Origin of the sequence: Campylobacter jejuni (assembly GCF_049221745.1) — a bacterium.
GTDB classification, from domain to species: domain Bacteria; phylum Campylobacterota; class Campylobacteria; order Campylobacterales; family Campylobacteraceae; genus Campylobacter_D; species Campylobacter_D jejuni_E.
Genome location: NZ_JBMJAO010000004.1, coordinates 101,351 through 117,213, shown reverse-complemented (window position 1 = coordinate 117,213; position 15,863 = coordinate 101,351). Strand labels below are relative to the sequence as shown.

Below are 15,863 nucleotides of genomic sequence, written 5' to 3'. Positions count from 1 at the left end.
GCACATCGTGGGTGATGATACTACGCCTTACTGGCAGGGGGAAAGTAGCTCATTGCGGACTTGTTAGTTCTTATATTGCTTACTTTTTATAAAATCATATGTTTTTAGTTTTATTGTTGTTTTAGATAGTGTTTAGAATAGCGCTAGAAAAAAGAGTTTGCTACTGGTTATGGGTTTTTAGAGAGAATAAGGGTGTTTTTAGGGGTTGGAAAGTTTAATATCTTTGTATGGAAAGTAAAATAAATTAAATTTTATTCACACATTCTTTAAAGACTTTTCCACGTTCCACATAAGAACTAAATTGATCTAAACTTGCACAAGCGGGACTTAAAAGAGCTACTTCATTGACTCTTAAGTGATTTGAAATTTCATTTACAGCTTTAGATAAAACTTCACATTTATAGGCTTTCAAATTCGCTTTTTTTGCATAATCAAGCATTTTTTCAGTACTAACACCTATAGCATAGAGTTCTATATCAAATCCTTTCATAAAATCAAACAAATTACTAAGATCTACACCTTTATCATCTCCTCCTATGATAAGATAGATTTTTTTATCTTTATAGCGACTAAGTGCAGCCATTACTGCACTTTCATTTGTGGCTTTAGTGTCATTTACCCAAAGCCTATTTTGACTGTCTTTAATCTCTTCGAGTTTATTTTTTTCCATTACAAAGTTATTTAAAAGTTTATAACTTAAAGTATCAAGTAGAATTTTTTCTATAGCTAAAGCCATGATAGCATCGAGTAAAAAAGGGTTTTTAAAGGAAATTTTTTCCGTATCAATGCCAAATTTAACAGCCAGATCTTTTTCATCTTCATAGCTTATTTTATGAGCTTTTGTTGGAGTATTTGCATAAATTTTAGGTAGTATTACCACATCACATTCATTCATTCTTTTTAAAACGTTTAGCTTATCTTGAACATAGTTATCGAAACTTCCATGCCAAGAAAGATGATCAGGGCTTATGGGTAAAAGTGCGTAAATTTCAGGTTTAGCTTTATGAGTGTAGTGTAGGGTGAAAGATGAAGTTTCAAGTATCCAAAGTTTTGCATAAGGATCAAGCTCTGCTAAAGGAGTTCCAACATTTCCACCCATAACAGCACCAATGTGTGATAATAAATGTGTAGCTATTTGAGTGGTAGTGGTTTTTCCATTGGTTCCACTTATCCAAATAGATTTTGGCATAATATCATAAAAAAAATCGTATTCACTTTGTAATTTTTTTGCTTCTTGAATGAGTTTATGGTTTGGTGGAAAACCTGGACTTGGTATTTCAAGTTCGCTTAAATTGCTATCAAAATCATTAGGATTTAAAAGTAAATTTCCTAGTGTATCTTTTTTTGTTTCTGTAAAACGATCATCATAAATATCAAAAGGTCCAAATTTATCTACTAAATTTTCAGCAATAGTACGTGTGGTTTTTCCATATCCAAAAAGTGAAATTTTCATTATCTTAGCTTTATTGATGCAAGTGCAAGTAAATTTGAAAGTAAGGCTATCATCCAAAAACGTACTATAATTTTATTTTCTATCCAGCCAACTTTTTCAAAATGATGATGAATAGGCGCCATTTTAAATACTCTTTTATTAAAAATTTTAAAACTTCCAACTTGTAAAATTACAGAAACAGTTTCAAGAACAAAAACAAAACCTATAAGTAAAAGTAAAATTTCATTTTTACTAATAATGGCTAAAAATCCTATAAAGCCACCTAAAGCTAAACTTCCACTATCTCCCATAAAAACTTGTGCAGGATAACAGTTGTACCATAAAAACCCCATTAAAGCACCGATTAATGCAGCACAAACAATCACTACTTCGCCCAAACCTTGAATTTTTGGCAAAAGTAAATATTCACTATAATTTAAATTTCCGCTCAAATATAAGAATATCCCTAAAGTAGATAAAGAAAAAATACTTGGAACTGTAGCTAAGCCATCAAGTCCATCGGTTAAATTTACAGCATTAGAGCTAGAAATTAAAACCAAAATCCAAAAAGCAATGGCAAAAATTTCCATATCAAAAAGAGGGTGTTTGTAAAAAGGTATAAAAAGTTCCGTGCTAAGCTCTGAACTAAAATATAAAGGTAAGATGCAAATAAGTCCAGCGATGATTTGTGCTAAAAGCTTCATTCTTGGACTAAGTCCTGAATGATTATCTTTTTTTAGAACTTTGCCTAGATCATCTATGAGTCCTATCAAACAAAAAAGTATCAAACAAAGTAAAGCATTTATAGCAAAAATATTATCAAATTTGATACAAAATAAACTTGCAATTACTGCAGAACTGATGAAAATAAGCCCACCCATGGTTGGAGTATGACATTTGGTTTTATGAGTTTCTGGGGCGTATTCGTAAATAGGTTGATTAGCATTTTTAGCTTTTGCCCAAGTAATAAATTTAGGCATTAAAAATAAAGACAAACATAAAGCGATAAAAAATGCAAATCCTGCACGCACACTAATATAAGTAAAAAAAGCATAATGACTTAAATCTGAAAGATAATACAAAACCTAGCCTTCTTTTTGGTTTTTAAAAGTTTAATTTTAGTAAAATCTAACCAAAAAAATTCTTATAAAAGAGAGAAAAATGAAGCAAAAATGTGTTTTAATTATCACAGATGGAATAGGATATAATAAAAATAGCAAGTTTAATGCTTTTGAAGCAGCTAGAAAACCAAGTTATGAAAAGCTTTTTAAGGAGGTCCCAAATTCTTTACTAAAAACGAGTGGTTTGGCTGTAGGTTTGCCAGAAGGACAAATGGGAAATAGCGAAGTAGGGCATATGTGTATAGGAAGCGGGCGTATTATTTATCAAAATTTAGTGCGTATTAATAAGGCAATTGAAAACAAGGAGCTTGAAAAAAATGAGAATTTACAAAAACTTTTAGCAAAATGTAAAAGAGTGCATATTATAGGGCTTTATAGCGATGGCGGGGTGCATTCTATGGATACGCATTTTAAAGCCATGCTTGAAATTTGTGCGAAAAATGGCAATGAAGTTTTTGCTCATGCAATCACTGATGGGCGAGATGTAAGTCCAAAAAGTGGCTTAAATTTCATAAAAGATTTAAAAGAATTTTGTGAAAACTTAGGCGTGCATTTTACTACGCTTTGTGGGCGTTTTTATGCTATGGATAGAGATAAGCGTTGGGATAGGGTAAAAGAATATTATGAGTGTTTATTAGGCAAGGCTTATAAGGTGTCAAATTTATTAGAATACCTACAAAGATCTTACGATGAAAACATTACTGATGAGTTTATTAAAGCAGTTCAAATTGAAAATTATCAAGGTATCAAAGAAGAAGATGGTATTATTTTTATCAATTTTAGAAATGATAGAATGAAACAACTTGTTGAAGTATTGAATTCTAAAGATTTTAAAGAGTTTGAACGTGAAAAAGTCTTTGAAAATTTACTTACTATGAGTGTTTATGATGATAAATTTAAATTCCCTGTGCTTTTTGAAAAAGAAAAAATTGAAAATACTTTGGCCCAAGTGATTTCTAAAGCAGGACTGAGTCAGCTTCATACCGCAGAAACCGAAAAATATGCCCATGTAACTTTCTTTTTTAATGGCGGAAAAGAAGAGCTTTTAGAAAATGAAACAAGGGTTTTAATCCCAAGCCCTAAGATAAAAACTTATGATGAAAAACCCCAAATGAGCGCTTTTGAAGTGTGTGATGCAGTGAAAAAAGGCATAGAAAAGGGCGAAGATTTTATAGTGGTAAATTTTGCAAATGGAGATATGGTTGGACATACAGGTGATTTTAATGCTGCTATAAAAGCCGTTGAGGCGGTGGATACTTGTTTGGGTGAAGTTATAGAATGTACAAGAAAACATGATTATGCTTTTATTATTACAAGCGATCATGGAAATTGCGAGGCTATGCAAGATGAAAAGGGAAATTTGCTTACCAATCACACCACTTTTGATGTTTTTGTTTTTGTGCAAGCAAAGGGAGTTTCAAAGATTAAAGCCAATATGGGGCTGAGTAATATAGCTGCAAGCGTGCTTAAAATTTTAGACTTAGAAATTCCAAAAGAAATGAATGAGGCTTTGTTTTAGTTTGTTTGCCTTTTTTATAAGAATTTGTTAAGATTGCAATTTTTAAAATTAAACTTATTAAGGATAGATAATGAAATTTAGTGGAAAAAATGTTTTAATTACCGGAGCAAGTAAGGGAATAGGTGCTTCTATCGCAAAAACTTTGGCAGGTTTTGGGCTTAAAGTTTGGATCAATTATCGTTCAAAACCTGAACTTGCAGATGCTTTAAAAGATGAAATTATTGCAAGTGGCGGTGTTGCTGCTGTGATTAAATTTGATGCAAGCAAAGAAGATGAGTTTGAAAACGGCGTAAAAACTATAGTTGAGAGTGATGGAGAGTTAAGTTATCTTGTAAATAATGCAGGCGTTACAAATGATAAACTTGCTTTAAGAATGAAATTAGAGGACTTTAGTGGCGTTGTAGATACGAATTTAAGCTCAGCTTTTTTAGGTTGTAGAGAAGCTTTAAAAACCATGAGTAAAAAACGCTTTGGTGCTGTTGTAAATATCGCTTCTATTGTCGGAGAAATGGGTAATGCTGGACAAGTAAATTATTCTGCTAGTAAAGGTGGAATGATAGCTATGACTAAATCTTTTGCCAAAGAAGGAGCAAGTAGAAATTTACGCTTTAACTGCGTAACTCCAGGTTTCATAAAAAGCGATATGACTGAAGTTTTAAGCGATGAAATCAAACAAACCTATCAAGATAATATCCCTTTAAAACGCTTTGCAGAGCCTGAAGAAGTGGCTAATTGTGTAGCATTTTTACTTAGTGATTATGCCTCTTATGTGACAGGCGATGTACTTAAGATTAATGGTGGTTTATATATGTAAGGAAAAATGATGGATTTAAAAGAAATAGCACAATTTTTAGATGATAATGCACCGGCATTTTTAGCCACTTTAGGAACTTGTGGAAATCCTAGAGTGCGCCCTATACAAAGTCCATTGCTTGTGGGAGATAAAATTTATTTTTGCACAGCAAATACAAAAGGACTTTTTAAACATATAAAAAATTATAATGGCATTGAATTTTGTTCTTGTGCAAAAGATGGTACTTTTTTAAGACTTAGAGCTAATGCGGTTTTTGAAACAAATTTAGAAGTTAAAAAAATGATGTTTGAAAAATATCCTTATCTTGTAAATCTTTATGAAACTCCGCAAAATCCAAAATTTGAAGTTTTTTATCTTGACCATTTAAGCGCCAGAATGCAATTTATGAATGGAGAATTTAAGCTTTTTAAGGTTTAATGATTTGATAATTTTATTAACTATATATTAATTAAGATAAATATTATCTTAATTAATATTAACTTTTTGTTATTTTTTAAGGTATAATCATTCCGTTTAGTTTGCAAGGAATAGATTATGATATATTGCAAAAATTTTTTAATATTTATTTTATTATATTCATCTATCTTCTTTGATTACTTAGTCTTATGCTTTTTTATATTTGCTAAATTATAAATTTATTTTTAATCCATTTTATATTGAAAGGAGAGTTTATTTTTGGATTTTTGGTATGTGGTTATGTAAGATTGATTTACATTAAAAATTATTATTAATTTTTTAAATAAGGAGAATGATATGGGTGAATTTTCTAGAAGAGATTTTATAAAAACAGCCTGTATTAGTGTAGGAGCTTTAGCTGCAAGTTCAAGTGGAGTTTATGCTTTAGATGATTCATCTAGGATAGATAAAGATCCAAATTTACCTTCTTGTGATGTTTTGGTAATTGGATCAGGTGGAGCAGGTTTGCGTGCTGCGGCCGCAGTGAGAAAAGAAAATCCAAAATTAAGTGTTGTAGTAGCTACAAAGATGATGCCATCGCGTAACGCAACTTGTATGGCAGAGGGTGGAATTAATGGAGTTACTGATTTTTCTAATGGAGATTCCTATAAATTACATGCTTATGATACTATCAAAGGCGGAGCTTACTTGGTAGACCAAGACGCGGCTTTAAAATTTTGTGAATTAGCTGGAAAGGCTATTTTTAATATGGATTTTATAGGAACCTTGTTTTCAAGAAATGAACAAGGTGGAGTAGCTCAGCGTTTAATGGGAGGGGCTTCTAAAAAACGCTGTAACTATTCTGCAGATAAAACAGGTCATATTTTAATGCATTCTTGTTTAGATGATGCTATTAGTAGTGGTGTGAAATTTTTAATAGATCATGAACTTTTGGATATAGGTGTTGTAGATGGAAAATGTGAGGGTGTTGTTTTAAGAGATATACAAAGCGGTGGAATTTATCCTGTATTATGCAAAGCTTTGGTGATTGCTACAGGGGGATATACAAGGATATTTTATAATAGAACTTCAACTCCCTTTATTGCCACAGGAGATGGTGTGGCAGCCGCTCTTAGAGCAGGACTTGGTTTTGAAGATCCTGAGATGATACAATTTCACCCAACAGGAGTTGCAAATGGAGGAACTCTTATTACAGAAGCGGCGCGCGGTGAAGGGGGATATCTTTTAAATAATCGTGGTGAGCGTTTTATGAAAAATTACCATGAAAAAATGGAGCTTGCACCGCGAGATGTGGTTGCGCGTGCTATAGAAACAGAAATTCGCGAAGGTAGAGGTTATGGCGAGGGACTTGGAGCTTATGTTTTGTGCGATGTACGACACTTAGGAAAAGAAAAAATTTTAAAAGATTTACCAAAAATTCGTCACACTGCGATGCTTTTTGAAAATATTGATTTAGTGGATACTCCTGTGTCCATCCGTCCAACGGCGCATTATTCTATGGGTGGAATTGAAGTGGCTAAATTTGAAGATATGAGTACTAAAATTGCTGGAATTTATGTAGGTGGAGAAGCTTCTTGTATTTCTATACATGGAGCTAATAGACTAGGGGGAAATTCTTTAGCCGATGCAGTTGTAACGGGTCATTTAGCAGGCATTGGTGCGACAAATTATGCTAAAGATGCAAGTTTTGGAAAAGGGGCAAAAACTCATGAACTTGCTCAAAAATGGCAGGCTAGATTTAAAGAAATTACAAATAATGGCGGAAATGGTCAAGAAATGTATGAATTGCGAGAAGAGCTAGGAAGTCAAAATTGGGATAATATGGGGATTTTTAGAACTCAAGAAAAACTCGATCTTCTAGCAAAAAATTTAGAAGATATACAAGCAAGATATGAAAAAATTCGTATTCCAAATCCTAATGAAGTGATGAATACTGCTTTTACAGATTATGTAGAGCTTGGTAATTTGATTTTACTTTCTCGCTGTGCTTGTTTAGCAGCTAGAAATAGACTTGAAAGTCGTGGGGCTCATACTAGAGAAGATTATCCAAAGCGAGATGATAAAAATTTCTTAAAACATAGCATTGTAAATTTAGAAAATGATGAATTAAAACTTAGTTATAAAGATGTTGTGGTAACTGAGTTTTCACTTGATGGAAGGAGAGTACAATGAAAATCATCATAGATCGTTTTAATGGCAAGAAAAAATATGAACAAAGTTATGATATTGATGATAAGGATATACAAGGAAAAACTCTACTTTCTCTTTTACTTTTTATCAAAAAAACAAAAGATATTACTTTAAATTTTACGGCCTCTTGTCAATCTGCAATATGTGGGGCTTGTGCAGTGCGTGTGAATGGGCATTCTTATCTTGCTTGTGATACTAAAATGCAAGATTTATTAAAAGAATATGATAATTCTTCAAGTATACGCATTTCTCCACTTGGAAATTTTAGAGTAATTTCTGATTTAATTGTGGATTGGGAGCCTTCTATAGAAAATTTAAGAAAAATTCGTCCTGCTATAGTGGCAAAAAATGAATTTTCAGCGGAAAAGGGCTGCAAACAAAGTCAAGAAGAATTTGATCGTATTAGTAAGCAATGGGATTGTATTTTATGTGGTAGCTGTGCTTCAGAGTGTAATAAATTAGAAGCAGATAGTAGCGATTATATGCAACCTTTTGTTTTTACTCATGCTTGGCACGCAGCGGCAGACTCTCGAGGTAAGGATCCTATGTTGCATGTAAAACCTAGCGTAATGAATGGACTTTGGCTTTGTGTTCATTGTCAAGAGTGTGCTGATCGTTGTCCAAAGGGCATAAGTTCAGTAAATGATATAGCAAATTTAAGAGTGATGGCGATTAAAAAAGGTTTAAATGAAGGCTTAGGGCCTGATCATGCTGAAGCTTTTTATAAAGATTTAGTTGAAGGTTCAGGACGCTTGAATGAAATTTATCTTGCTTTACGTTCTGAGGGTGTTATAGGTTCTATGGGTAAAACAGATATAGCTTTTAAACTTATGCGTGCAGGAAAAATGAATCCTATGCATGTTTTTGGCGAGGATGAAATAGAAGGGCATAAAGATTTGGTTAAAATGATAAAGGCGGCACAAGAAGCTGCTGTTAAGGAGTAAAATATGCAAAAAGAATACGCTTTTTTTCCAGGTTGTGTTTTATCTCAAGCTGCAAAAGAATCTAAAATTTCACTTGAAGCTATTGCACCTATTTTGGGTTGGAAGTTAAATGAAATTAAGGGATGGAGTTGTTGTGGGGCTTCTCAAGCGCAGTGCGTTGATCCTATTGCGACTTTGGTAGCTAATGCAAGAAATATTGCTTTAGCAGAAGAGATGAAAATGTCAATGCTTACAACTTGTAGTACTTGCATGTTAACTTTAACTAAAGCAAAAAATACTCTTGATAAGGGTGCAAAAGAACGCATCAATGCTTTTTTAGCACAATGTGGAATGAAATATCAAGGTTCAACGCCTATTACAAGTTTTTTGTGGGAGCTTTATGAGGATTTGGATAATTTAAAAAGTAAGGTGAAAAAGCCGCTTTCAAATTTAAAAGTAGCTTTATTTTATGGTTGCCATAGTTTAAGACCTGAAGATGCTTTCGGTAAAAAAGAAAGTTCAACCAATCCAAAAAGTTTTGAAAGTGTAGTAGAAGTTTTAGGGGCTAAAATAGTTCCTTTTGAAAAACGCCTTGATTGTTGTGGTTTTCATGCTTCTTATCCTGCAGAAAAATCTGTGAAAAAAATGTCTAGTCAAATTGTTAATAATGCAAGTGAAAATCAAGCTGATTGTGTTGTAACACCTTGTCCACTTTGTCAAATGCAGCTTGATATCTATCAAGAAAGATTTCAAGATTATACTAATTCTAAAGCAAGATTGCCTATTATTCATTTATCACAATTAGTAGGACTTGCTTTAGGACTTTCTAAAGAAATGGTTGGATTAGATTATAATATTATTGATGCAAGTAAAATTGCATAAAAACATGGGCAAAAGCCCATGTTAAAGATTTAATTCCATTCTTAAAGAATGCTCCCAAAAAGCCACTTCTAAGCGTGTTACAGTATGAAAAATTTCGCTGAGTTTTTGGAATTTTTGTGCATTAACACTTGAAGTATAAGAATTAACAAAATCTTCAAATTCTTTAGCTTCATTTTGAAAATTTTCACTTCCATAGGTCAAAATCCATTCCTTGTAAGGATGATCTTTTAAATTTTCATTTTTTAAACGATTTATAATTTCAGCACCTATTTTTGCATAGCCTATAGCGCAAGCACTAAGAGCAACTAACATATCTAAAAAATCTCCATTTTCACTTATACTTAACATATAACGCGAATAGGCTATATTGACTAAACTTTCATCTTTTGTATTGAGTTCATCTGCATTAATGCCAAGAGATAAAATTGCACGGTGAAGTTCCATTTCTCCTTCAACTATATAATTTTGAAATTTCATAGCAAAACGAAGTTCTTTTGCAGTATTTGAGTTAAGCGCTAATCTTGAGTAGCATTTTGCGTAATTAAGCAAATAAATATAATCTTGCTTGAGATAAAAAAGAAAATTTTCTTGCTTTAAGCTTTTATCTTCCAATTTTTTAACAAAATCATGATGTAGATAAGCATCCCAAATTTTTTGATTTTCTTTGATTAAATTAGAGAAAAGCATCATTTTTCCTTTATGTTTTAATATTTTATTTTCAAGTATAATGAAAAACTATAAATATTTTAAGTTTTTTATAGTAAAATACGCTTTATTTTAATTTTTTGAAGGAGAACAAATGGCAACATTTGATGATGTAAAAGCAGTAGTAGTAGAGCAATTAAGTATTGATGCAGATGCAGTTAAAATGGAATCAAAAATTATTGAAGATTTAGGTGCTGATTCTTTAGATGTTGTAGAGCTTATTATGGCTTTAGAAGAAAAATTTGAAGTAGAAATTCCAGATAGTGATGCTGAAAAATTAATTAAAATTGAAGATGTTGTAAATTATATTGACAATCTAAAAAAATAATTTTTTTCTTGCAAGGAGCTTATTCTTGAAAAGAGTTGTAGTTACAGGTATTGGTATGATCAATGCCCTTGGTTTAGATAAAGAAAGTTCATTTAAAGCAATTTGCAATGGAGAAAGCGGAGTAAATAAAATTACTCTTTTTGATGCCACTGACTTTCCTGTTCAAATTGCAGCTGAAGTTAAAAATTTTGATCCATTAGAGGTTGTTGATGGCAAAGAAGTAAAAAAAAATGACCGTTTTATACAACTTGGAATTAAAGCAGCAAGAGAAGCAATGCAGGATGCTGGATTTAGCGAAGAATTAGACAAAGAAGAATTTGGCATTGTTTCGGCTGCTGGTATTGGAGGTTTACCTAACATAGAAAAAAATTCCATTATTTGCTCCGAGCGAGGTCCGCGTAAAATTTCCCCTTTTTTCATACCTTCAGCACTTGTAAATATGCTAGGAGGTTTGATTTCTATAGAGCATGGACTTAAAGGGCCAAATATTTCTTGTGTTACAGCTTGTGCAGCAGGAACTCATGCTATAGGAGAAGCTTATAAAAGTATAGCTTTGGGAAATGCTAAAAAGATGTTAGTCATAGGTGCAGAAGCTGCGATTTGTCCTGTCGGTATAGGTGGTTTTGCTTCAATGAAAGCTTTATCAACCAGAAATGAAGAACCACAACATGCTTCAAGACCATTTGACAAAGAAAGAGATGGTTTTGTCATGGGAGAAGGTGCTGGAGCTTTGGTTTTTGAGGAATATGAAGAGGCTAAAAAACGTGGTGCTACAATTTATGCTGAATTAATTGGATTTGGAGAAAGTGCAGATGCGCATCATATTACTTCACCAACTTTAGATGGGCCTTTAAGAGCTATGAAAAAAGCTTTAAATATGGCAGGGAATCCAAAGGTGGATTATATCAATGCACATGGAACTTCAACTCCTGTAAATGATAAAAATGAAACAGCAGCAATTAAAGAGCTTTTTGGCGATAATATCCCACTTATAAGCTCCACCAAAGGACAAACAGGTCATTGCTTGGGTGCTGCAGGTGCAATTGAAGCAGTTGTTAGCATTATGGCTTTAAGAGATGGAATAGTTCCGCCTACAATAAATCAGTTTATAAAAGATGAAGAATGCGATCTTGATTATGTTCCAAATATATCAAGACAAGTAGATTTAAAAGTGGTAATGAGCAATTCTTTTGGTTTTGGCGGCACAAATGGTTGTGTTATATTTAAAAAAGTAGATTAATATGGCTTCTTATTTAGATTTTGAAAAAAATATTCAGCAAATTGATGAGGATATTATCAATGCTCAGATTAAAGGAGATACTGAAGCTGTATCAATTTTAAAGAAAAATCTTGAAAAAGAAATTTCTAAAACTTATAAAAATTTAAGTGATTTTCAACGTTTGCAATTAGCGCGCCATCCAGATCGCCCTTATGCACTTGATTATATTGAACTTATTTTAAATAACGCTCACGAAATACATGGCGATCGTGCTTTTAGAGATGATCCTGCTATTGTTTGCTTTATGGGTTATTTGGGAGAAAAAAAAATAATTGTAATTGGTGAGCAAAAAGGACGTGGAACAAAAGATAAAATCGCTAGAAATTTTGGGATGCCACATCCTGAAGGATATCGTAAAGCCTTAAGAGTAGCAAGACTTGCAGAGAAATTTCAAATTCCTATTTTATTTTTGATAGATACTCCAGGTGCTTATCCTGGAATAGGTGCTGAAGAAAGAGGGCAAAGTGAAGCTATCGCTAGAAATTTATATGAATTAAGTGATTTGAAAATACCAACCATTGCTATAGTTATCGGAGAAGGCGGTAGTGGCGGGGCGCTAGCTATAGGGGTTGCAGATAGACTTGCAATGATGAAAAATTCTGTTTTTTCAGTAATTTCTCCTGAAGGTTGCGCTGCAATACTTTGGAATGATCCTGCAAAAAGTGAAGCTGCAACCAAGGCTATGAAGGTAACGGCTGATGATTTAAAATCTCAAGGTTTAATTGATGATGTGATAGAAGAACCTACGAATGGTGCACATCGCAATAAAGAAGCTGCAGCAGTAGCTATTGCTGATTATGTAAAAAAATCTCTAAATGAGCTTGAAAAGATTGATGTTCGAGCACTTTCCGCAAATCGTATGCAAAAAATTTTAAAGCTTGGGGCTTATCAAGAAGTTTAAGTTTTTGCTTCACTTTTTAAAATAATTTTTATTATTTATAATTATTATCAAAATTAAGTTGATTAAAAGTATTCTTTTTTTATACTTCAAAAATGATTTTAAATATCAAAATAATTATTTTTTAAAGGAATTAATTTGACTCAAATCAAAAATATAAAATTTAAAAAAAGTTTATTGTGTTTTTTAATCTTATCTGGAGCTTTATTAAAAGCAGAAGAAAAATATCAGCTTAATGATATTGTAGTAAGTGCTAGTGGTTTTGAACAGGATTTAGTTGATGCACCTGCTAGTATTTCTATCATTGCAAAAGAAGATCTTGAAAAAAAGCCAATTAAGGATATAGGGGAAGCTATAGGAGATATTCCAGGTGTAGATGTGACCATGAATAAAACAGGCACTTATGATTTTAGCATACGAGGTTTTGGTAGTTCTTATACTCTAGTTTTAATTGATGGAAAACGTCAAAGTGTTGTAAACGGGTTTTATGATAATGGTTTTGGTGGAAGTGAATCAGGATATCTGCCACCTTTGTCTATGATAGAGCGTATCGAGGTTATACGCGGTCCAGCTTCTACGCTTTATGGTAGTGATGCTGTAGGCGGTGTGATAAATATTATCACTAAGAAAAATCCTGATAAAACTGAAGCAAATATAGAATTTAATACTCTTTTACAACAGCACTCTAATCACTATGGCAATGCTGGGGGATTTAACGCTTATGTAGCAACTCCTTTGATTGAAGATACATTATCAATTTCTGCAAGGTTGAAGTATTATGATAAGGTAGCTTCCGATTTAAAATGGCCTACACCGGTTTGGAATAATAGTCAACAAAGGCCTGATAATTACCAAATTGCTAGTCATAGTCCAGGTGCTTTTACTAGCTTAGGTTTTGGTTCTAGGCTTAATTGGACAGTAGATGATAAAAATAATATATATTTTGATATAGAGCGATATATTAATGAAATTTCAGTGAATTCTACAAGTAGTAGGGCTATTAAAAGTGAAAGACAACTTTTTAAGGATAATATTGTTTTAAATCATGATGGTAACTATGATTTTGGTTCAACTAACTCATATTTACAATATGGTAGTACTAAGGATAAGGAATTACATAGTCAAATTTGGGTAGGAGAAGGTAAGGTTGTTTTACCTTGGAATTTAGGTCAATACGGTAATTTAGTAAATACCTTTGGTGTAAGGATTGATTATGAGATGTTAAAAAATGATCAAGCAAGCGCAGGTAGTCGAATAAGAGGTAAAAATCTTGATCAAACCACGGTTACACTTTATGGGGAAAATGAGTATTTTATAACAGATGATTTGATTTTTACTACAGGTTTGCGTTATATTTATAGCGATTTGTTTGATTCTGAATTTACCCCTAGGGTTTATTTGGTTTATCACTTAAATGATAATATAGTCTTTAAAGGAGGTGTTTCAAAAGGCTATAAAACTCCTGCTGCCAAACAGCTAACAGATGGATATTATAATTATAGCAATAACAATGCTTATTTTGGAAACCCTGACTTAAAACCAGAAGAAAGTATAAATTATGAATTGGGTGTTGATTTTAGGGTATTTGATTTTGCACATTATTCTATTACAGGATTTATTACTGATTTTACAAATCAAATCAGTAGTGAAGATTTAACAGATATGCAAAATGGTATTAATTGTAGCAATGGCACTGTTTGTACTCGTCCTATTAATCTTGGAAAAACACAGACTAAAGGTATAGAATTTGCATTTAATACCAAAACTTACAATGGTTTTAGTCTAAATTCAAGTTATACTTTTATGGATAATCGCTACAAAGATGGTCAAAAAAATTGGTTTGGTGGTGATAGAATAGAAAATTTGCCAAGACATGTAGCAATGTTAAAATTAAACTATGAGCGAGGTAAATTTGGTTCCTATATAAAAACACGAGCAAGACTTGATACTATAGCTAAAGCAAAAGGTGGCGGTAATGGTAGTTTGCCATGGCAAAAATATAAGCCTTTTTATATAGTAGATTTAGGGATAAATTATAAAATTAATAAGCAATCTAGCTTAAGTTTTGTAGTACAAAATCTTTTTGATAAAAATTTCTTTGATCCACAAGTTACTAAATGGGATGGATCTAATCCTGCTGGCTATGCAAATCGTTATCAAGACTATACAGAAGGAAGGAGTTTTTGGCTGAGTTATAAATATGATTTTTAATTTTTTAAGGCTTTAATCACCTTTATATTTTCAAAAAAGCAAAAATAAAGTACAATGTGAAAAATAAATAAAGGTTTTATTATGGCGTTTAAAAATTTAAAAGAACTTTCTTTTGAAAAATCAAATTATATTAAGCCTAAGAGGTTTGCTTATGAAAGTAATGGTAAGTTTTGTACTTGGGATTTTATAGAATCTAAAGATAGTGTTTCAGTGCTTTTGTATCATAAAGAATTAGAAAGTTTTATTTTTGTACGCCAATTTCGCATACCACTTTGGTATCATCAAATGCATGATAAAGATTATGTAAAAGATGATAATATGGGCTATACTATAGAGCTTTGTTCAGGACTTGTAGATAAAAAATTATCTTTAGAGGAAATAGCAAAAGAAGAATGTATAGAAGAACTAGGATATGCTCCTAAAAATTTAGAAAAAATAGGAGATTTCTATACAGGATTTGGTTCAGGTGTAAGCAAGCAAAGCTTTTATTTCGCAGAAGTTAATGAAAAAGATAAAATTTCTTCTGGAGGTGGAGTTGATAATGAAGAGATTGAAGCTGTTTATGTTAAGGTGCAGGATTTTGAAAAAAAATGTAAAAATATGATAAGAGCGCCTTTGCTTGATTTTGCTTATATGTGGTTTTTAAAGGAGAAGTGGGGAAAATTAAAGATTATTTAGGTTAAACCTTAAAAAGGTTCAACCTAGGATTTTAATGATCTGACTCATCAAGCATTTCTTTAAATACATTGAAAAGATCAAGCGATGCATTTTCAGCAACTTTACATTTATTAATTATGCTGTGTTGAGTAATATCTTTGCTAATATCTTCTGTATTTGCCATTATTATGGCACTATTCATATTTTCATGAACTTTTTCATGTGGCTCGTTAATTTTTAAGAAGCTTTTATTTTGCCCAAATCTTTCTTTTCCTGTGCTAGCAAGCCATTTTCCTAGGCGACAAGATGTATGATCAGCTAATTGCTTTCCTGATTTGGAAAAAATTTCTTTATAACCATTTAATTTAAAAGCTATATGATCTAGTTTTGCTAAAGATACGAAAGCTTCTGAAGCGATACCAACTGCATTTGAATTAGTAGAATGCGCTTCATTTACTAAGTGAGTAAATTTTTCGGAAAAACTCAT

15 protein-coding genes and 1 pseudogene are annotated in these 15,863 nt (G+C 32.2%); 12 read left to right on the top strand and 4 right to left on the bottom strand.

All coding sequences use genetic code 11. From position 1 onward, the window contains the following. Nucleotides 1–244 precede the first annotated feature (244 nt). Together murD and mraY are read right to left on the bottom strand one after the other, a co-directional pair. Complete coding sequence (murD, locus tag ACOTU8_RS04860; protein ID WP_422342023.1) at nt 245–1,453, bottom strand: UDP-N-acetylmuramoyl-L-alanine--D-glutamate ligase; 1,209 nt, start codon at nt 1,451–1,453, stop codon at nt 245–247. Beyond that, nucleotides 1,453–2,514, bottom strand: a complete 1,062-nt coding sequence (gene mraY, locus ACOTU8_RS04855; RefSeq protein ID WP_422342022.1) for a phospho-N-acetylmuramoyl-pentapeptide-transferase — start codon at nt 2,512–2,514, stop codon at nt 1,453–1,455. The genes murD and mraY overlap by 1 nt, the downstream gene beginning before the upstream one ends. A gap of 79 nt (nt 2,515–2,593) precedes the next feature. On the opposite strand from mraY, the gene gpmI reads away from it, so the two are divergent. From gpmI to sdhE, 7 genes and pseudogenes are all read left to right on the top strand, one after another. Continuing rightward, a complete protein-coding gene (gene gpmI, locus ACOTU8_RS04850) occupies nt 2,594–4,072 on the top strand; it encodes a 2,3-bisphosphoglycerate-independent phosphoglycerate mutase (protein ID WP_422342021.1) in 1,479 nt (492 codons plus the stop codon). Continuing rightward, nucleotides 4,056–4,153, top strand: a pseudogene (locus tag ACOTU8_RS04845) (3-ketoacyl-ACP reductase). Before gpmI ends, ACOTU8_RS04845 begins: the two are co-directional and overlap by 17 nt. Then, a complete protein-coding gene (gene fabG / locus ACOTU8_RS04840) occupies nt 4,143–4,886 on the top strand; it encodes a 3-oxoacyl-ACP reductase FabG (protein WP_002870134.1) in 744 nt (247 codons plus the stop codon). Before ACOTU8_RS04845 ends, fabG begins: the two are co-directional and overlap by 11 nt. Before the next feature lie 6 nt (nt 4,887–4,892). Then, entirely contained in the window at nt 4,893–5,303 is a 411-nt protein-coding gene (locus tag ACOTU8_RS04835; RefSeq protein ID WP_422342020.1) for a pyridoxamine 5'-phosphate oxidase family protein, read from the top strand. 336 nt (nt 5,304–5,639) lie between these two features. Further along, on the top strand, nt 5,640–7,475 hold the full coding sequence (gene sdhA, locus ACOTU8_RS04830) for an 8-methylmenaquinol:fumarate reductase flavoprotein subunit (protein ID WP_422342019.1): 1,836 nt from the start codon (nt 5,640–5,642) through the stop codon (nt 7,473–7,475). Continuing rightward, on the top strand, nt 7,472–8,437 hold the full coding sequence (gene sdhB, locus ACOTU8_RS04825) for an 8-methylmenaquinol:fumarate reductase iron-sulfur subunit (RefSeq protein ID WP_422342018.1): 966 nt from the start codon (nt 7,472–7,474) through the stop codon (nt 8,435–8,437). The genes sdhA and sdhB overlap by 4 nt, the downstream gene beginning before the upstream one ends. A 3-nt stretch (nt 8,438–8,440) precedes the next feature. Beyond that, nucleotides 8,441–9,298: an 8-methylmenaquinol:fumarate reductase membrane anchor subunit gene (gene sdhE / locus ACOTU8_RS04820; protein ID WP_422342017.1), complete on the top strand. Its 858-nt coding sequence runs from the start codon at nt 8,441–8,443 to the stop codon at nt 9,296–9,298. A gap of 21 nt (nt 9,299–9,319) precedes the next feature. On the opposite strand, the gene tenA is transcribed toward sdhE, so the two are convergent. Continuing rightward, nucleotides 9,320–9,988, bottom strand: coding sequence for a thiaminase II (gene tenA, locus ACOTU8_RS04815; RefSeq protein WP_422342016.1), 669 nt, complete (start codon nt 9,986–9,988; stop codon nt 9,320–9,322). Between the two features lie 109 nt (nt 9,989–10,097). On the opposite strand from tenA, the gene acpP reads away from it, so the two are divergent. The 5 genes from acpP (at nt 10,098) to ACOTU8_RS04790 (ending at nt 15,397) form a co-directional block, all read left to right on the top strand. Continuing rightward, complete coding sequence (acpP, locus tag ACOTU8_RS04810; RefSeq protein WP_002854831.1) at nt 10,098–10,331, top strand: acyl carrier protein; 234 nt, start codon at nt 10,098–10,100, stop codon at nt 10,329–10,331. A gap of 25 nt (nt 10,332–10,356) precedes the next feature. Next, entirely contained in the window at nt 10,357–11,571 is a 1,215-nt protein-coding gene (gene fabF, locus ACOTU8_RS04805) for a beta-ketoacyl-ACP synthase II (RefSeq protein ID WP_422342015.1), read from the top strand. A 1-nt stretch (nt 11,572) separates the two neighbouring features. Next, nucleotides 11,573–12,511, top strand: a complete 939-nt coding sequence (gene accA, locus ACOTU8_RS04800; protein ID WP_422342014.1) for an acetyl-CoA carboxylase carboxyltransferase subunit alpha — start codon at nt 11,573–11,575, stop codon at nt 12,509–12,511. Between the two features lie 135 nt (nt 12,512–12,646). Further along, nucleotides 12,647–14,719 (top strand): TonB-dependent receptor domain-containing protein, encoded by a 2,073-nt coding sequence (locus tag ACOTU8_RS04795; RefSeq protein WP_422342013.1) that lies wholly within the window; start codon nt 12,647–12,649, stop codon nt 14,717–14,719. Between the two features lie 81 nt (nt 14,720–14,800). Continuing rightward, the gene (locus tag ACOTU8_RS04790) at nt 14,801–15,397 is read left to right on the top strand and encodes an NUDIX domain-containing protein (protein ID WP_422342012.1); all 597 of its coding nucleotides are present in this window, start codon (nt 14,801–14,803) and stop codon (nt 15,395–15,397) included. 31 nt (nt 15,398–15,428) lie between these two features. On the opposite strand, the gene ACOTU8_RS04785 is transcribed toward ACOTU8_RS04790, so the two are convergent. Further along, the gene (locus ACOTU8_RS04785) at nt 15,429–15,863 is read right to left on the bottom strand and encodes a CZB domain-containing protein (protein ID WP_422342024.1); all 435 of its coding nucleotides are present in this window, start codon (nt 15,861–15,863) and stop codon (nt 15,429–15,431) included.